Source organism: Mycolicibacterium septicum DSM 44393 (assembly GCF_000455325.1).
In the GTDB taxonomy this organism is placed as follows: Bacteria; Actinomycetota; Actinomycetes; order Mycobacteriales; family Mycobacteriaceae; genus Mycobacterium; species Mycobacterium septicum.
The window spans coordinates 715,490-732,286 of the sequence record NZ_HG322953.1; the positions used below are offsets into that span (position 1 = coordinate 715,490).

Genomic DNA, 16,797 nt, shown 5'->3' on the forward strand with positions numbered 1-16,797 from the left:
TCGTCGTGACGTTCATCAGCCGCTACACCCGCGACAGGTTCGCCTCGGCGTTCGGTCCCCGTGCGGCGCTGGAGCATCTGCCGCCGGGCGTCGACACCGACCGCTTCGTACCCGATCCGGTGGCCCGGGCCGAGTTGCGCGCCCGCTACGGGCTGGGGCAGCGCCCGGTGGTGGTGTGCCTGTCCCGGCTGGTGCCGCGCAAGGGTCAGGACATGCTCATCCGGGCCTGGCCCGCCATCCGGCGCCGCGTCCCCGATGCGGCGTTGGTCATCGTCGGCGGGGGACCGTATCTACAGCGCCTGCAACAACTCGCGCAGACGCACGATGTGGCCGCCGACGTCACCTTCACCGGTGCGGTGCCCGCGGCGGAACTGCCCGCCCACCATGCGATGGCCGACGTGTTCGCCATGCCGTGCCGTACCCGAGGGGCGGGTCTGGACGTCGAGGGACTCGGCATCGTCTACCTGGAGGCCTCGGCCTGCGGCGTGCCGGTGATCGCCGGAACCTCTGGCGGTGCACCGGAAACCGTGCTCGACGGTCAGACCGGCACCGTGGTGGACGGCACCGATGTGGCGGCGGTGGCGACGGCCGTGGGCGACGTGCTGGCCGACCCCGGCCGCGCCGCCGCGATGGGGGTGGCAGGACGCCACTGGGCAGTCGACAACTGGCAGTGGCGCTCGCAGGGCGCCCGGCTGACCGGGCTGCTCTCGGGCTGAGCCCGCGGGATCAGCCGTAGAGCGCCGCGATGTCGGTGGCGAACTTCTCGGCCACCACCTTGCGCTTGACCTTCAGGGTCGGGGTCAGTTCGCCGGTGTCCTCGGTGAAATCGACGGGCAGGATCCGGAACTTGCGGATCGACTCGGCATGCGACACCGCCTGATTGGCCTCCTTGACCGCCAGGTCGATCTCGGCCAGCAGGTCCGGGTCGTCGGACAGATCGCCGACCGAGGCGCCGGCGTCCTTCCCGTTGCGCTGCTTCCACCCGGGGAACGCCTCCGGGTCAATGGTGATCAGCGCGGCGATGAACGGCTGCTGGTCACCCACGGCCATGGCCTGGCTGATCAACGGGTGGGCCCGCAGCCGATCCTCGAGCAGCGCGGGTGCGACGTTCTTGCCGCCCGCGGTGACGATGATTTCTTTCTTGCGCCCGACGATGGTCAGGAAGCCGTCGTCGTCGATGGCACCCAGATCGCCGGTGTGGAACCAGCCGTCGGAGAACACCGCGTTGGTCTCGGACTCGTTGCCCCAGTAGCCGCTGAACACCACGCCGCCCTTGACCAGCAGCTCGCCGTCCTCGGCGATACGCATGCTGTTGCCCGGCATCAGCTTGCCGACCGAGCCGACCTTGAGGTCGTTGACCCGGTTCACGGTAATGGCCGCACTGGTCTCGGTGAGGCCGTAGCCCTCGTAGATGCTCAGCCCCACACCGCGATAGAAGTGGCCCAGCCGCGCACCCAGCGGTGCGCCGCCGGAGATCGCGGCCCGGCATTCGCCGCCGAGGGCCGCCCGCAGCTTGCCGTAGACCAGCTTGTCGAACAACGCGTGCTTGGCGCGCAGCAGTAGACCGGCGCCACCGGTGTCCTGGGCCTTGCTCCACTCGATCGCGGTGTCGGCGGCGATCGAGAAGATCTTGCCCTTGCCGTCGTTGCGGGCGTTCTGCTCGGCGGTGTTGTAGACCTTCTCGAACACGCGGGGCACCGAGACGACGAGCGTCGGCTTGAACACCCGAAGGTCGGGACCAGGTTCTTGATGTCGCTGGTGAAGCCGAGGGTCACCTTGTTGGTGAAGGCCGCGATGGTGATGGCCCGCGCCAGCACGTGGGCCAATGGCAGGAACACCAGCATCCGCTCACCCGGGGCCAGCTCGGCGGGGAAGCAGGCCTTGGCTCCCCGGATCTCGTAGAGCAGGTTCGAGTGGGTCAGCTGGCAGCCCTTGGGCTGACCGGTGGTTCCGGAGGTGTAGATGAGGGTCGCCGGGTCGGCCGAACGGATTCCGGCCAGGCGCTTGTCGAGTTCGGCGCCGTCGGTTGACTTACCAGCGTCGGCCATGGCCTCCAGCGCGGGCGTGCCGGTGCCGTCGATCCGCAGCACCTTGCGCAACTCGGGCAGCTGGCCGCGGAGCTGTTCCACGGTCTCCGCGTGCCCGTCGGTCTCGGCGAAGATGATGCGCGCCGCGGAGTTGTCGAGGACGAACCGCACCTGTTCGGCAGAGGACGTTTCGTAGATCGGCACAGTCACCGCGCCGACCGACAGGATCGCGAAGTCGATGATCGGCCACTCGTAGCGGGTGGCCGACAGGATGGCCACGCGATCACCGGGCTGGATTCCCTCGGCGATCAGGCCCAGGGCGACCGAACGAATCTGGTCGGCCGCTTCGGCGCAGGTCACGTCGGTCCAGGTGCCGTCGACCAGGCGCCGGAAGATGACGTGGTCGGGACTGTCCGCCGCGTGCGCGGATACCGAGCTGACGATGCTGTCGTGCTCGTCGACGGCAAATGACGCGGGCACGCTGTACTCCCGCATGAACTCAGGCACGATCTTGCCCTCCAGGCTTGTGGTACCGGCTTTGCGGGTCAGCCTAGTCGGCCCCGGTATGCAGGCGATCACGCATATGTGAAGCTAGTCCGCGATGAACAGCATTCAGATCGCCGACGAGACGTTCGTCTGCGCCGATCCGGTCGCCGTGGGCGCCGCGGTCGCCGATCCCGCCAGCTGGCGGCGGTGGTGGCCCGACCTGGTGCTCAAGGTCGTCGAGGACCGCGCTGACAAGGGCCACCGCTGGAATGTGACCGGTGCGTTGACCGGCACGATGGAGGTCTGGCTGGAGGCGGTGATGGACGGAGTGGTGCTGCACTACTTCCTGCACGCCGAACCGTCCGGCGCCACGGCCAAGCAGCTGGCCGAGATGGATCTGGCAAAGATGAACCACGAACGCCGGGTGGCGGGCAAGGCGATGTCCTTCGGCATCAAGCAGCGGTTGGAGTCGGCTCGCCCGGTCGGGGTGTCCCGACTGGCCTGACCTCTGGCGTGTTTGACCGGGTCTATCTGCGGGAGGGTAGATTTCTCGGCGAGAGCCAGGGCACCCCCGCGGGGCGGGGGAAGTAGGGGACCCCCGCGTGCGGGGAGATAGGGCGATGCGGTGGCCGACAAAACGACACAGACCATCTACATCGACGCCGATCCGGTGACGGTGATGGATGTCATCGCCGACATCGCCTCGTATCCCGAGTGGGTCAACGAGTACAAGGAAGCCGAGGTCCTCGAGACCGACGCGCAGGGCAATCCCAAGACCGCCAGGCTGGTGCTCGACGCCGCGGTGCTCAAGGACACGATGGTGCTGACCTACGTGTGGCCCGCGGATCGCGCCTCGGTGACCTGGTCGCTGGTGTCCAGTTCGCTGCTGCGGTCGCTGGAGGGGGCATACCGCTTGGCGCCCAAGGGATCCGGCACGGAAGTCACCTATGAGTTGTCGGTCGACCTCATCATCCCGATGATCGGGCTGCTCAAGCGCAAGGCGGAGCGCAGGCTCACCGACACCGCGCTCAAAGACCTCAAGAAACGTGCCGAGGCTGAGTGACGTCCTCGACTCCTGCGAGGATCAGCCTGTTCGTCGGCAAGGGCGGAGTAGGTAAGTCGACGCTGGCGACAGCCACCGCGGTTCGCGACGCCGCGTCCGGTCGGCGGGTGCTGATCGTGTCTACCGATCAGGCCCATTCCACGGGCGACGTCCTCGGGATCACGCTCGCTCCCACGGGGCAGCGGGTCCCCACGCGGGTGCTCAGCGATCTGGACACCGGACTGACCGACGCGGGCGGTGTCCTGGACGCGCTCGCGCTCGACACCCTGGCCCTACTCGGCGCGCGCTGGGTCGAGACGGCCGGCCCGCTGGCGGCCCGTTTCCCCGAGTCTGATCTGGGAGATGTTGCCCCCGAAGAACTTTCGGCGCTACCGGGAATCCAGGAAGTGCTGGGGCTGCACGAGGTGGGCGAGCTCGCTGAATCCGGGCATTGGGATCACGTGGTGGTGGACTGCGCCTCGACCGCCGATGCCCTGCGGATGCTGACGCTGCCGGAGACCTTCGGCCTGTACCTGGAGCGGGCCTGGCCGCGGCACCGACGGCTGTCGGGCTCACCGGATGCGGTGAGTGCGGCGATCGTGGCCCTGATCGAACGCGTGGACTCCGGTATCCGCCGGCTTTCGACCTTGCTCACCGATGGGTCCCGGGTGAGTGCGCATCTGGTGCTCACCCCCGAGCGGGTGGTGGCGGCCGAGGCCTCGCGGACCCTGGGATCGCTTGCCCTGATGGGTGTCGAGGTCGCCGAGATCATCGTCAATCAGATTTTGGTGCAGGATGATTCGTTCGAGTACCAGAATCTTCCGGCGCATCCCGCGTTCGACTGGTACACCGAGCGGATCGCCGAGCAACAGACGGTGCTCGACGAGCTCGATGCCACGATCGGCGATGTGCAGCTGGTGCTCGTACCGCACGTGCCGGGGGAGCCGATCGGTGCCAAGGCGCTGGGGGAGTTGATCGACAGTGCGCGACGGCGTGACGGGTCGCCGCCTCCGGGTCCGCTGCGTCCCATCGTCGATCGGGAGTCGGGGTCTGGACTCGAAGCGGTGTACCGATTGCGGCTAGAGTTGCCGCAGATCGATTCGGCCGGCCTCACGCTCGGTCGCGTCGATGACGACTTGATCATCGGCGTCGCGGGAATGCGGCGCCGGGTGCGGTTGGCCTCTGTCCTGCGTCGGTGCATCGTGACAGACGCGCAATTGCGGGGTAGCGAGCTGACGGTACGTTTTCGTCCGAATCCGGAGGTGTGGCCGGCATGACGGGGTCTCATCCCGAGCTGGGTTCGGAGCTGCGGCAATTGGCGCAGGACATTCTGGACCGGCTGGATCCGGCGGTGCGGTTGGCAGCGGCCAACTTCGCGGCGTCTGCCGGCGACAGCCCGGGCAAGTGTCAGCAGGTGTGGTGCCCGGTGTGCGCACTGGCCGCGGTGGTCAACGGTGAGCAGCATCCGCTGCTGTCGGTGATCGCCGAGCACAGTGTGGCCCTGCTGACGGTGATCCGCGCGGTCCTTGATGATGGGAGCGATGGGTCCGGCAGTGGTGGGGATAGTGGTCCCGGCGGAGATAGCCCGCCGCCTGACGGTGGGCCGGATGCGCCGCCGCCCGACGATTACCCGCCCCCGCCTCCTCCCGGTCGCTACCAGCACATCCCGGTCACGGTCGAAGACTGAGGCATCGCTGAGACTCAGCAGGCATCCAGGGCTTGCTGTGGTAGCCACAACATGGCCTGGGTACAGTTGTCGCAGAGCATTGCGCGGTGCGCACAAGGTGGAGGGTCCATGTGGTATTGGCTGTTCAAGTACGTCCTGTTGGGCCCCGTGCTGGCCGTCCTCGGCCGGCCCAAAATCACTGGGCTGGAACATGTTCCGACCGACGGACCGGCGATTCTGGCCAGTAATCACCTGGCGGTGATGGACAGTTTCTACCTGCCGCTGGTGGTCAGCCGCCGCATCACCTTCCTGGCCAAACAGGAGTACTTCACCGGTACCGGGATCAAGGGCCGGTTCCTGGCCTGGTTCTACACCGTCGTCGGCCAGGTGCCGATCGACCGCACCGACGCCGATTCGGCGCAGGCGGCGCTGACCACCGCCAAGCGCATCCTGGGCGAGGGCAAGCTGCTCGGCATGTACCCCGAGGGCACCCGCTCACCGGACGGCCGCCTCTACAAGGGCAAGACCGGGTTGGCCAGGCTGGCCCTGGAGACCGGTGTGCCGGTGATCCCGGTGGCCATGGTCGGCACCGACGTCGTCAACCCGCCGGGGTCGAAGGGGCTGCGGTTCGGCCGGGTCGAGGTCAGGTTCGGCAAGCCCATGGACTTCAGCCGGTTCGACGGTCTGGCCGGTAACCGCTTCATCGAGCGCGCGGTGATCGACGAGGTGATGTACGACCTGATGGATCTGTCCGGTCAGGAGTACGTCGACATCTACGCGGCCGCGATCAAAGAAAGCGTGCAGCAGACCAACGGCCAGCCGGTCGACGCGAGCAAGCCCGCGGCCCGGCTGCCGCACGCCGCAGCGGGTTAGGACGTTTCGCCGCCGCTGAGCGGCACCAGCGGGCTGGTGGTCACCGCGGTCGTCTTGGCAGCCTCGGAGGTCGACACGGCGCCGATGACGACGATGACCGCCAGCGCCCACCACAGGTAGGAATCGCCGGCCAGCTGCCGCACGACTGACGCCGCGGTCTCGTGATGCGGGGTCAACAGTGCGATGGGCGTCCACACCATCAAGGCCAGGCCGATCACCGTCACCAGGGCCAGATACAGCGACGCCATATGCATCCCGCGCATCCGGTAGGCGAGCACACCGGTCACCAACAGGGTGGGTAGCGACCAGACCCAGTGGTGCGACCACGACACGGGCGACACCACCAGGCCGAACATCGCAACACAGATCAGTGCGACCACAGGGCCCTCATCGGCTCCGGAGCGCAGGACTCGCCGGGCCGCCCAGACCGTCAGGGCCAGCACCGCGAAGCAGAGGGCCACCCACAACAGGAACCGCGGCCCCTCGGACAGGCCGAGCCGGGCCAGCGTGCCTGCGATGTTCTGGTTGGTGTTGAGCGTGGCCGTGCCGATCCGGTCGGTGTTGCGCACCGTCTCGGTCCAGTACTCGATCGAGTCGGTCCAGGCCAGCACGAATCCGGCGATGGTCGCCACCACTGCGGCCGCGGCGGTCCGCAGCAGGGTGTGGACGTCGCGGCGCAGCAGGAAGTACAGGAGGAAGACCGCGGGAGTGAGCTTGAGGGCGATCGCCAGGCCCAGCAGCACACCGCGTGGCCACGGCGTCCGACGCGGTACGCAATCGGCGACCACCAGCGTCATCAGCACCACGTTGATCTGGCCGAACTCGAAGTTCGACCGGATCGGCTCCAGCCAGAAGACCGCAGGCACCACCAGCGCGGTCGCCAGCCAGCAGCGGCGCAGCCAGGCCGGCTCCGAGGTGATCGTGGTCTCCGGCCAGACGTTCAGCCGGGTGAGCACGATGACGATCGAGACGACCAGGAGCGCCAGCGTGGTGGCGGTGATCGCCACACTTGCCGCGGGCAACGACAGCCAGGCGAACGGCGCGAACATGATCGCCGCCAGCGGGGGATAGGTGAACGGCAGGTCGAGGCCGCCCTGGGTGTGGAAAATCGCGCCGTCGGCGTACAGCGGCTGGTTGTCCAACCAGGCCCGTCCGCCCATCCGGTACACGTCGATGTCGATGCGATAGGGCACGTGGCCCAGTAGCCGCCAGCCGACCAGGATCAACCCGGCCACTGTGAGCAACTGAAAAAGCCGCCACCCGATCGTCGGTGCCCAACCAGCCCCGCCGGGCGACTGCCGCTTACTCATGTCCTCAACAGACTATCGGGGGCATCCCCGTGTGGGCGCATCCGCACTCGCGACGCGCGCAGGTCGGCGTAAGTTCTCTGTGCGTGCACGCGACCGTTCACCTCGATTTCCTCACGCGCGATCGCCTGCCGCTGCTGTGCTGCCTGGTGGCGTTCATCCTCACCTTCTTCGTGACCCGCATCGTGGTGCGTTACATCCGCAGGAACGCCGGCAGCGAACGACCGCCCCGGTGGTGGCAGCCCCGCAACATGGGCCACGGTTCGGTGCACATCCACCACATGGTGATCGGCGTGGTGCTGGTGATGGTGTCGGGGGTGACGATGGTGACGCTCGCGGTCAACGGCGGGGTACCGGAGTTCACCGTGGCCGCGATCTTCTTCGGCATCGGCGCGGCCCTGGTGCTCGACGAGTTCGCGCTGATCCTGCATCTGTCGGATGTGTACTGGGCCGAGGACGGCCGCACCTCGGTGGATGCGGTGTTCGCCGCGGTGGCGGTGGCGGGGCTGCTGATCCTGGGTTTCAACCCGCTGTCATTCTTTGATATCGGTATCTGGCGCGAGGACCAGTCTCTGGCCATGCGCGCATTCGTGGCCGCGGTGGCGGTGCTGACCCTGGCGCTGGCGGTGGTCGTCCTGCTCAAAGGCAAGGTGTGGACTGGATTGGTGGGCATGTTCATAACCCCGTTGTTGTTCGTCGGGGCGGTGCGGCTGTCGCGGCCGCATGCGCCGTGGGCGCGCTGGCGCTACACCAGCCGCCCCCGCAAGATGCACCGTGCGCTGGAACGGGAGCGCTGGCTGCGCCGGCCCGTCGTGCAGGCCAAGCTGTGGTTGCAGGATGCGATCACCGGGATGCCGAAGATCCCTGACGACGCCGCTGTCGACGCGCAGCTCGACCGGGAGATCCATGCGGCCCCGGCCCCGATCACATCGCCGGCCACGAAGACGGAGCAGATCGCCTGATGCGCTACTTCTACGACACCGAGTTCATCGACGACGGTCGCACCATCGAGCTGATCTCGATCGGCGTGGCCGCCGAGGACGGCCGCGAGTACTACGCGATCTCGACAGAGTTCAATCCGGACCGGGCGGGTCGGTGGGTGCGTAAGCACGTGCTGCCCAAACTGCCGTCCCCGTCCTCGCAGTTGTGGCGATCACGCCGGCAGATCCGGTCGGAGCTGGAGGACTTCTTCGACATCGACGGCGACGAGCCGATCGAGTTGTGGGCCTGGGTCGGCGCTTACGACCATGTGGTGCTGTGCCAGCTATGGGGCCCGATGACCGATCTGCCTCCGGCGATGCCGCGGTTCACCCGTGAGCTGCGCCAGTTCTGGGAGGAGCGCGGATCGCCGCGGATGCCCGCCCGGCCGACCGAAGCGCACGATGCGCTGGTCGACGCGCGGCACAATCTGCACCGGTTCCAGCTGATGACGGGTTTGGATCTCACACCCACGCGAGATCGCGGCATAACACAGCCCTGAAAACCGCCGTTCACCGGCGGCTACCATGAACGGGTGAACTGGACCGTCGACATCCCCATCGACCAGCTGCCGCCACTTCCTCCGCTGACCGACGAGCTGCGTCAACGGCTCGATGCGGCGCTGGCCAAGCCGGCCGTTCAGCAACCCAGCTGGGACCCCGAGGCGGCCAAGGCCATGCGCACGGTGCTGGAGAGCGTGCCGCCGGTCACCGTGCCCTCGGAAATCGAGAAGCTGAAAGGCCTGCTGTCCGACGTCGCGCAGGGCAAGGCGTTCCTGCTGCAGGGCGGTGACTGCGCCGAGACCTTCGTCGACAACACCGAGCCGCACATCCGGGCGAACATCCGCACGCTGCTGCAGATGGCCGTGGTGCTGACCTACGGCGCCAGCATGCCGGTGGTCAAGGTGGCGCGGATCGCGGGCCAGTACGCCAAGCCGCGGTCGTCGGATCTCGACGCGCTGGGCCTGAGGTCCTACCGCGGTGACATGGTCAACGGCTTCGCACCGGATGCCTCGGTGCGCGAGCACGATCCGTCGCGGCTGGTGCGCGCCTACGCCAATGCCAGCGCCGCGATGAACCTGGTCCGCGCGCTGACCTCGTCCGGATTGGCGTCTCTGCACCTGGTACACGACTGGAACCGTGAGTTCGTCCGGACCTCGCCCGCGGGCGCCCGCTACGAGGCGCTGGCCGGGGAGATCGACCGGGGCCTGAAGTTCATGTCCGCGTGTGGGGTGGCCGACCGCAATCTGCAGACCGCCGAGATCTTCGCCAGCCACGAGGCGCTGGTGATCGACTACGAGCGTGCGATGCTGCGGTTGTCCGACCCGGCCGAGAACCCGGACGGACCGGCCAAGCTATACGACCAGTCGGCGCACTACCTGTGGATCGGCGAACGGACGCGTCAGCTCGACGGCGCCCACGTGGCGTTGGCCGAGGTGATCGCCAACCCGATCGGCATCAAGCTGGGGCCGACGACGACGCCGGAACTCGCCGTCGAGTACGTCGAGCGGCTGGATCCCAACAACGAGCCGGGCCGGCTGACGCTCGTGACGCGGATGGGCAACAACAAGGTCCGCGACCTGCTGCCGCCGATCATCGAGAAGGTCCAGGCGACGGGCCATCAGGTGATCTGGCAGTGCGACCCCATGCACGGCAACACCCACGAGTCCTCGACCGGGTACAAGACCCGGCACTTCGATCGCATCGTCGACGAGGTGCAGGGGTTCTTCGAGGTGCATCACGCGCTGGGCACCCACCCCGGCGGCATCCATGTCGAGATCACCGGCGAGAACGTCACCGAGTGTCTCGGTGGGGCGCAGGACATCTCAGATGACGACCTGGCCGGCCGTTACGAGACCGCGTGCGATCCGCGGCTCAACACCCAGCAGAGCCTGGAGCTGGCGTTCCTCGTCGCCGAGATGCTGCGCAGCTAGCGCGATTTCGGGCGGTCGGCCGGCTAGAACAGGGCGCCGACGTTGCTACCGAGCGTCCAGGCCGCGGCGGCGATCAGGCCGGTCAACGTGAGTACCGCGATCACCCAGAATGCCAGCACCCGTTTGGCGCGCTGGCGGGCCCAGTAGAACTCGCTCAGCTCGATACCGGCGAATTGGCTTTCGCCGAGGGGTGTTCAGTGGGATCGGCCGGGACCGGTGCCCAGTCGTGCTGGTCCCGGGTGATCTCGCGAGTGGGCTGGCGCGGCGCAGGCGCCACCGGCGGGGTGGCCGGTGCGGCCGTCACGGCCGTGGTGGCCTCGACGCGGGCACTTTCAGGTTCCGCGAGATCATGCACGCGGGTGGCGGCCAGGTGCTGCGCCGAATACTGCGGTGCGGGCACCCGGAACGCGGGCAGGCCGAGGTCGTCGACGATGTGGAGCAGTTCGGCCCGCATGTCGTTGGCGTCGGCGAATCGCTGCCCGGCGTCGCGCGCGGTGGCCCGGCGCACGAACTGGTCGAATTGCGTTGGTACCCCTGCGATTACCGCACTGGGCGCCGGCACGTCATTGTCCATGCGCTGGTAGGCCACGGTGAGTGCGGAGTCGCCGGTGAACGGAGTGACGCCCGTGAGCAGTTCGTAGGTGAGGATGCCGACCGCGTACACGTCGCTGCGTGGGTCGGCATCACCGGTGCTGACCTGCTCGGGGGACAGGTAGGCGGCGGTGCCCAGGATCACGCTGGTCGATGTGATCTTTGCCTCGGCGACGGCACGCACCAGACCGAAGTCGGCGATCTTGACCTCGCCGTCATCGGAGATCAGCACGTTCTCGGGCTTGATGTCGCGGTGCACCAGCCCGGCCCGATGCGCCACCGCGAGCCCGCCGAGCACCGGTGCCAGGACGGCAGCGACCGCGTGCGGGGGCATCGGGCCGCGTTCGGCCAGCAGTTCGCGAAGCGTCCCGCCCTCGATCAGTTCCATCACCAGGAACGGTGGCTGACCACCAGGGCTTCCGCCGCCCTGGTCGTAGACCGCCACCAACCCGGGATCCTTCAACCGGGCCACGGCCTTGGCCTCGCGGCCGAACCTGGTCAGGAAATGGCTGTCGCCGCTGTAGCGGGAGTCCATCACCTTGAGCGCCACGGGACGGTCCAGGCGGACGTCGAGGCCGCGGTAGACGGTGGACATGCCACCGGTGGCGATGGCCGTGTCCACGCGATAGCGCCCGTCGAGCATGGTGCCGACGAGTGGATCCGATTGCTGCTCCACCGGACACATGTTACGAGTTGCCGCGGTGGCCCTAGAATCAGTGCGGTGAGCAGCATTCCAGCGGCCGATGACATATTGGACCCCGACGAGGCCGTCTACGACCTACCCACGGTGTCGGATTTGCTCGGCATTCCCGTCACCAAGGTGCACCAACAGCTGCGCGACGGGCAGCTGATCGCGGTGCGCCGCGACCGCGTTCTGGTGGTGCCGAAGCTCTTCTTCGATGACAACGGCCATGTGGTCAAGCCACTGCCCGGCCTGCTGGTCGTGCTGCGCGACGGCGGCTACCACGACACCGAGATCGTGCGCTGGTTGTTCACCCCGGACGAATCGCTGACGATCACCACCGACGGCAGCACCGAGCGGGTGTCCAATGCCCGGCCGGTCGACGCGCTGCATTCCCACCAGGCACGCGAGGTGCTGCGCCGCGCGCAGGCGCTAGCCTACTGACGGCTGGTTCTGAGCCTCGGCCTCAGCGGGCGCCTCAGGTGCGCGGTAGAGCGAGTACCACGCCACCAAGGCGCACGCCGTGGTCAGCAGGACATGGGCCCACGAGTACATGCCGTGCGCCCCATCGGGTTTCCACATCACCATGATCCAGGTGGAGAATCCGGCGACAGCGGCGATCGCCGGCCGGGTCTGGATCAGTGCGGCGGCCACCGCCAGCGGCCAGGTGTAATACCAGGGCAGTGCGGCCGGTACGAACAGCACGACCACCACCATGGCCAGGGTGATACCGGTCAGGGCTTCGCGGTCGGTGTGCCGGTAGCGCCACCACAACAACGGCAGCGCGATGACGATGGTGAGGATGCCGATGATGCGGGCGACCTCGAGTACCGCGTAGAAATTGACCGGAAAAAGCAGGCCGCCAATGGCATTGATGAGGTTGGCGGCCGCGGTGGGCACTGTCAGCCAGTTGATGATCTTGACCGAGCCGGCCAGCGCGGTCAGCCAGCCCAGGCCAACGCCTGCCAGCAGGGAGATGACCGCGAACACCGCCACGAAGATCAGAACCGAAGCGGCGGTGGCGACCGCGAACGCGCGCACCGCGGGCATGTCCCGCTTGTCCCTCAGTTGGCGCATCCACACCCAGACCAGGAACGGAAGGGCAAGCCCGGCGGTCGCTTTGACCGCGACGGCTATCGCGATGAGGCTGACCCCGATCACCGGCCGGCCGGCGAAGGTCAGTGCGATCGCGGCCATCATCAGGCCGACCATCAGCATCTCGTTGTGAACGCCGCCCATCAGGTGCACGATCACCAGCGGATTGAGCACGCAGATCCACAGTGACGCAGCCCCGTTGGCGCCGACATGGCGGGCCACGCGTGGTGCGGCCCAGATCAGCAACAGCAGACCGGGCAGCATGCACAGCCGCAGCAGCATGGTGCCGGCCACGACGTCGTCGCCCACCAGGATCGTGACGAACTTCGCCACCAGGATGAATGCAGGCCCGTAGGGCGCGGTGGTCGTCGTCCAGATCGGACTCACGTTGTCCAGCAAGGAGTTCGGATTGTCCACCGGACCCACCACATAGGGGTCGAAGCCGTCGCGCAGCAGCGCGCCCTGGGCCAGGTAGGAGTAGGTGTCGCGGCTGAACAGCGGCACGCTCAGCAGCAGCGGCGCGAGCCAGAAACCGGTGGTGGCCACCATGGTGTATTCGGTGGCGGTGCCGTCGATCACGCGTCGGCCCAGCCAGAGCCAGGCGATCAGCATCACTGCGACGCCGGCCCACAGCAGGATCGAGGACAGCACCAGGCCGTGCCCGAACCGCAACCAGGACAGGTGCAGTGACTCCAGGAGCGGGTCGTGCAGCCGGGTGCTGCCCGCGCCGAGCCCGCCGATGGTCAGCAGGGCCGCGCCCAGGCAACCCAGCCGGGCCGGTCGGGCTTCGGCGGACACCGCGAATGCGGCCAGACGCGAGATGTGTTGCGCCACCCCGGTGCTCGGGGTCTCGGTTGGCAAGGGTGTCATGAGAGAGATGTCATGTTGCGGTGACGGTCTTCTACGCCGACCGGTTCGCCGCGAACCGGGCGATCTCGGCCAGGCCGGTTTTCGCCGATTCGTGGATCGGTGCGGCCGCCAGCGTCTCGAGCGCGCGGCGGGTGAGCAGCTCGATGTGCTCCTCGACCGCCGCCAGGGCGCCGACAGATTCGATGGCCCCGCACAGCTCGCCGACCTGTGCGTCGGACAGCTCGGTGCCCACCGACGTGCGCAGCAACTCGGCGGCAGGAGGGTCGGACTTGTCGGCCAACTCGAGTGCCTCGGCCAGCAGCACCGTGCGCTTGCCTGACCGCAGGTCGTCACCCGAGGGCTTACCGGTCACCGCCGGATCGCCGAACACCCCGAGGACGTCGTCGCGGAGCTGGAAGGCGACGCCGAGATCGTTGCCGACCTGGTGGAAGATCTGCTGCACGTCGGGCCGGTCGGCCGCCGCGGCGGCGCCCAGCTGCAGCGGCCGGGCAACCGTGTAGGACGCGGTCTTGTAGGTGTTGACGTTCATCGCCGAGGCCACCGATTCGGCGCCGCTGGCCTCCGCGACGATGTCGAGGTACTGGCCACCGAGCACTTCGGTGCGGATGTGGCGCCAGACCTGCTGAACGCGCTGCTGCGCGTCGGCCGGGATGTCGGCGTTCGCGACGATGTCGTCGGCCCAGGACAGGGCCAGGTCGCCGGCCAGGATGGCCGCAGAAAGGCCGAACTGCTTGGACGAGCCGTGCCAGTTGCGGTCGCGGTGCCGGTCGGCGAAGGTCCGGTGCACGGTCGGCAGGCCACGACGGGTGGCCGAATCGTCGATGACGTCGTCGTGCACCAGGGCGCAGGCCTGCAGCAACTCCAGCGCGGCGAACAGCCTCAGCACGCCGGGCTCGGCGGGGCGGTCGGCCGGATCGATCACCGCGCGCCAGCCCCAGTAGGCGAACGCCGGGCGCAGTCTCTTGCCGCCGCGCAGGACGAATTCCTCGAGGGCCTCGGTCAGCTCTGCGTAGTCGGTTCCGATGTACTCGCAGTCGCGGCGGCGCTCGCGCAGGTAGTCGCGCAATTGGTCGGTGACGGCTCCGGCCAGCTCGACGGTTGACGGTGCCGATGTTTGCACGCTCAGCGCCCGCCCCTTTCTGTGTCAACGGTGTGTCCCCGAGTGCACTCAGCGTAGAGCGTGCCACGGGTTTTGTACCAAGCGAGTGTGGCGTAGCTGTGAGCTCGGCCGGGACGGTGCTGCCGGTCAGTCGCTGCCGGCGACCGGCTCACCCGGCTTGGGGGAGGTGTCACGGCTCATCCACGCCAGGGCCCCGATCACTCCAGCAACCAGAAACGCGCCGACGATGAGCCAGATGGTCGCGGTGGTGAACGACCGGGCACTCGGATCGGTGTAACGGGCCTGGGCGTTCATGGTGCTGACGATTCCCGGCCGTAGTTTCCATTCCACGATGGAGGAGCTCACCTGGTCGCCATTGGTCGATGTCACTTCGCCGGGGAACGACACGGTCAGCAGCACATCGGCCTGCGGATCGGACAGCGAGGTGAGATCGACCCGGCCTTCCAGGATCACCAGGTCACCGGCGCGGCGCAGGGATATGTCGACCCCGGCGGCATCTCGGCTCATCCCGGCCAGCTGCGGCAGCTCGGCGAACGTGAGGTCGGAGAACACCGCCTGGGAGCCGACGAAGTCGTCGCGGCTGTACTCCGAGACCGCGACCTTCGTGGCGAACGGGAGGTTGTTCAGCAGCTGCGGGCCCTTGTCGTCGGCGTCCCGCGGCTTTGCCGCCGCGATGATCTGGCCCGACACCCGGTCGTCGGGGGAGACCGTGATGGACGTGCGGACCCGGACGCAGCCCACCGCCATGGGCAGGATCAGCAGCAACATCACCAACGTCAGGAAGCGGGTCCGTCGGCTACGTCTGGGAAGGCGGCTCGGTGGTCGGACGTGCACGCTGGTCATCGTGCCAGATCTCACAGCGGCAGTGGGCGACCGAGGATGGCGAACGGTCGGGGATCACCGGCGAAGTGGTATCCGCGGATCACGTCGGTGAAGCCGAGCCGCCGGTACAACTGCCACGCGCGATTGGCCTCGCCGTTGATCTCAGGAGTCGACAACAGCACGTGCGATTCGTCGCGGCCGGCCAACAGTCGCCTGGTCAGGGCCTCGCCGAGGCCTTTGCCCTGGGCGCGGGGCTCGATGTGCAGCTCGGTGAGTTCGAAGTAACTGGCCATGAGTTCGGCGATGCGCCCGGGGCTCGCGCCCACGCGCTGCAGGCCGGAGATGACCTGTTGTTGCCACCATTGATCGGGCGCCCCGCTGTATCCGTAGGCGATTCCCAGCAGCGGGGCGTCGATCAGGTCCGCACCGGATTCAGTGCCCGCATCCGTGCCGGAGTCGGCGTTCGCGCCGGATTCGGCGACCTCGACGGCGGCCACACATTTCCAGCCCGCGCGCCGGGTGTGTTCGAGCCACAGGGCGGCGCGCTGCTCCTCGGTTCCGCGTGGATAGCGCATGGCGTCGACGTACACGCGCAGCGCCTCGGGGAGCCGGCGCTTCATGTCGTCCGGCGACAGATCTATGAGATACGTCGCCAATGCTTTCGCCTTTCGCCCGCCGGTGTCTGCCGAACTCATTATCTTCAGCATTATCCGGTTGGGATGCTGTCGGTCCCATCGACCGGGGCTATCTCGGAACGACTTACAATCGAAGGTGAACAAGGTGGTACGGCTCGGATCGACCTCGTATCATTAGGCTTAGGTGTCCGTGATTGCGGGCATGTGAAATGTTGAACAGCGACGGCGGCGTCGGCAAGGAGGGACGAATGCCACTCTCCGATCATGAGCAGCGCATGCTCGATCAGATCGAGAGCGCGCTCTATGCCGAGGATCCCAAGTTCGCGTCGAGCGTGCGCGGTGGGACCTTGAGGGCGCCATCGGCTCGGCGCAGGCTTCAGGGTGCGCTCCTGTTCGTGGTGGGCCTGGCACTACTGGTTGTCGGGGTGGCCGTGAAGGCCACCATGATCGGTGGTTTCCCGATCTTGTCGGTGGTGGGTTTCGTGGTGATGTTCGGCGGCGTGGTGTTCGCCGTCACCGGACCGCGTGTCACCGGGGGCCGTGACCGTGCGGCGCAGGGGTCCGGCAATGCGCCGCGCCAGCGTCGTCAGCGCGGTGGGTCGTTCACCACTCGGATGGAAGATCGGTTCCGCCGCCGGTTCGACGACTGAGCCGCTCGACGGCATCAAGG

Annotated in this window: 16 protein-coding genes and 2 pseudogenes; 11 read left to right on the plus strand and 7 right to left on the minus strand. The window is 67.7% G+C overall.

Features of this window, described 5'->3' with window-relative positions; genetic code table 11:
• A partial coding sequence (locus TX88_RS30220) for a glycosyltransferase family 4 protein (RefSeq protein WP_044523653.1) occupies positions 1 to 716 on the plus strand: 716 nt, incomplete at its 5' end.
• A gap of 10 nt (positions 717 to 726) precedes the next feature.
• On the opposite strand, the pseudogene TX88_RS30225 reads toward TX88_RS30220, so the two are convergent.
• Positions 727 to 2,522: pseudogene (locus TX88_RS30225) on the minus strand (AMP-dependent synthetase/ligase).
• 106 nt (positions 2,523 to 2,628) lie between these two features.
• Between TX88_RS30225 and TX88_RS30230 the strand changes: the two are divergent.
• The 5 genes from TX88_RS30230 to TX88_RS30250 all read left to right on the plus strand — a co-directional run bounded on the left by TX88_RS30230 (position 2,629) and on the right by TX88_RS30250 (position 6,094).
• Positions 2,629 to 3,018: a hypothetical protein gene (locus tag TX88_RS30230; protein ID WP_044523658.1), complete on the plus strand. Its 390-nt coding sequence runs from the start codon at positions 2,629 to 2,631 to the stop codon at positions 3,016 to 3,018.
• 120 nt (positions 3,019 to 3,138) lie between these two features.
• Positions 3,139 to 3,576 carry an SRPBCC family protein gene (locus tag TX88_RS30235; protein ID WP_044523665.1) on the plus strand — a complete coding sequence of 146 codons (438 nt, stop codon included), beginning with the start codon at positions 3,139 to 3,141 and terminating at the stop codon, positions 3,574 to 3,576.
• A complete protein-coding gene (locus tag TX88_RS30240) occupies positions 3,573 to 4,832 on the plus strand; it encodes an ArsA family ATPase (RefSeq protein WP_044523667.1) in 1,260 nt (419 codons plus the stop codon). Before TX88_RS30235 ends, TX88_RS30240 begins: the two co-directional genes overlap by 4 nt.
• Complete coding sequence (locus tag TX88_RS30245) at positions 4,829 to 5,242, plus strand: hypothetical protein (RefSeq protein ID WP_044524382.1); 414 nt, start codon at positions 4,829 to 4,831, stop codon at positions 5,240 to 5,242. The genes TX88_RS30240 and TX88_RS30245 overlap by 4 nt, the downstream gene beginning before the upstream one ends.
• 108 nt (positions 5,243 to 5,350) lie before the next feature.
• A complete protein-coding gene (locus TX88_RS30250) occupies positions 5,351 to 6,094 on the plus strand; it encodes a lysophospholipid acyltransferase family protein (RefSeq protein WP_044523669.1) in 744 nt (247 codons plus the stop codon).
• On the opposite strand, the gene TX88_RS30255 is transcribed toward TX88_RS30250, so the two are convergent.
• On the minus strand, positions 6,091 to 7,404 hold the full coding sequence (locus TX88_RS30255) for a glycosyltransferase family 87 protein (protein WP_044523677.1): 1,314 nt from the start codon (positions 7,402 to 7,404) through the stop codon (positions 6,091 to 6,093). The two genes, TX88_RS30250 and TX88_RS30255, sit on opposite strands and share 4 nt — an antisense overlap.
• An 83-nt stretch (positions 7,405 to 7,487) precedes the next feature.
• Here TX88_RS30255 and TX88_RS30260 point away from each other — a divergent pair, with 83 nt between their 5' ends.
• From TX88_RS30260 to TX88_RS30270, 3 genes are read left to right on the plus strand one after another with little or no spacing between them, the layout of a single operon-like run.
• Positions 7,488 to 8,363 (plus strand): hypothetical protein, encoded by an 876-nt coding sequence (locus tag TX88_RS30260; RefSeq protein WP_044523680.1) that lies wholly within the window; start codon positions 7,488 to 7,490, stop codon positions 8,361 to 8,363.
• Complete coding sequence (locus TX88_RS30265; RefSeq protein WP_044523682.1) at positions 8,363 to 8,881, plus strand: polyadenylate-specific 3'-exoribonuclease AS; 519 nt, start codon at positions 8,363 to 8,365, stop codon at positions 8,879 to 8,881. Before TX88_RS30260 ends, TX88_RS30265 begins: the two co-directional genes overlap by 1 nt.
• Before the next feature lie 33 nt (positions 8,882 to 8,914).
• Positions 8,915 to 10,312: a class II 3-deoxy-7-phosphoheptulonate synthase gene (locus TX88_RS30270; protein WP_044523683.1), complete on the plus strand. Its 1,398-nt coding sequence runs from the start codon at positions 8,915 to 8,917 to the stop codon at positions 10,310 to 10,312.
• Positions 10,313 to 10,335: 23 nt separating this feature from the next.
• On the opposite strand, the pseudogene TX88_RS30275 reads toward TX88_RS30270, so the two are convergent.
• Positions 10,336 to 11,588 (minus strand): annotated as a pseudogene (locus tag TX88_RS30275) (protein kinase domain-containing protein).
• A 36-nt stretch (positions 11,589 to 11,624) separates the two neighbouring features.
• Between TX88_RS30275 and TX88_RS30280 the strand changes: the two are divergent.
• On the plus strand, positions 11,625 to 12,029 hold the full coding sequence (locus TX88_RS30280; protein ID WP_044523684.1) for an Rv2175c family DNA-binding protein: 405 nt from the start codon (positions 11,625 to 11,627) through the stop codon (positions 12,027 to 12,029).
• Here TX88_RS30280 and TX88_RS30285 read toward each other — a convergent pair.
• The 4 genes from TX88_RS30285 to TX88_RS30300 all read right to left on the minus strand — a co-directional run bounded on the left by TX88_RS30285 (position 12,018) and on the right by TX88_RS30300 (position 16,148).
• Complete coding sequence (locus tag TX88_RS30285; RefSeq protein ID WP_044523686.1) at positions 12,018 to 13,550, minus strand: alpha-(1->6)-mannopyranosyltransferase A; 1,533 nt, start codon at positions 13,548 to 13,550, stop codon at positions 12,018 to 12,020. The two genes, TX88_RS30280 and TX88_RS30285, sit on opposite strands and share 12 nt — an antisense overlap.
• Before the next feature lie 31 nt (positions 13,551 to 13,581).
• The gene (idsA2, locus tag TX88_RS30290; protein WP_044523688.1) at positions 13,582 to 14,670 is read right to left on the minus strand and encodes a bifunctional (2E,6E)-farnesyl/geranyl diphosphate synthase; all 1,089 of its coding nucleotides are present in this window, start codon (positions 14,668 to 14,670) and stop codon (positions 13,582 to 13,584) included.
• 126 nt (positions 14,671 to 14,796) lie between these two features.
• Positions 14,797 to 15,513, minus strand: coding sequence for an LppM family (lipo)protein (locus tag TX88_RS30295; RefSeq protein WP_044523689.1), 717 nt, complete (start codon positions 15,511 to 15,513; stop codon positions 14,797 to 14,799).
• A gap of 11 nt (positions 15,514 to 15,524) precedes the next feature.
• Positions 15,525 to 16,148 (minus strand): GNAT family N-acetyltransferase, encoded by a 624-nt coding sequence (locus TX88_RS30300; RefSeq protein WP_044524383.1) that lies wholly within the window; start codon positions 16,146 to 16,148, stop codon positions 15,525 to 15,527.
• Between the two features lie 227 nt (positions 16,149 to 16,375).
• Here TX88_RS30300 and TX88_RS30305 point away from each other — a divergent pair, with 227 nt between their 5' ends.
• Positions 16,376 to 16,777, plus strand: coding sequence for an SCO2097 family morphological protein (locus TX88_RS30305; protein WP_044524384.1), 402 nt, complete (start codon positions 16,376 to 16,378; stop codon positions 16,775 to 16,777).
• Positions 16,778 to 16,797 lie beyond the last annotated feature (20 nt).

What these genes read in the sequence shown, in the direction of transcription:
- TX88_RS30245 (WP_044524382.1), top strand. Translation starts at nt 4,829, where the DNA reads ATGACGGGGTCTCATCCCGAGCTGGGTTCGGAGCTGCGGCAATTGGCG.
- TX88_RS30305 (WP_044524384.1), top strand. Translation starts at nt 16,376, where the DNA reads ATGCCACTCTCCGATCATGAGCAGCGCATGCTCGATCAGATCGAGAGC.
- TX88_RS30250 (WP_044523669.1), top strand. Translation starts at nt 5,351, where the DNA reads ATGTGGTATTGGCTGTTCAAGTACGTCCTGTTGGGCCCCGTGCTGGCC.
- TX88_RS30285 (WP_044523686.1), bottom strand. Translation starts at nt 13,550, where the DNA reads ATGACACCCTTGCCAACCGAGACCCCGAGCACCGGGGTGGCGCAACAC.
- TX88_RS30265 (WP_044523682.1), top strand. Translation starts at nt 8,363, where the DNA reads ATGCGCTACTTCTACGACACCGAGTTCATCGACGACGGTCGCACCATC.
- TX88_RS30255 (WP_044523677.1), bottom strand. Translation starts at nt 7,404, where the DNA reads ATGAGTAAGCGGCAGTCGCCCGGCGGGGCTGGTTGGGCACCGACGATC.
- TX88_RS30295 (WP_044523689.1), bottom strand. Translation starts at nt 15,513, where the DNA reads ATGACCAGCGTGCACGTCCGACCACCGAGCCGCCTTCCCAGACGTAGC.
- TX88_RS30230 (WP_044523658.1), top strand. Translation starts at nt 2,629, where the DNA reads ATGAACAGCATTCAGATCGCCGACGAGACGTTCGTCTGCGCCGATCCG.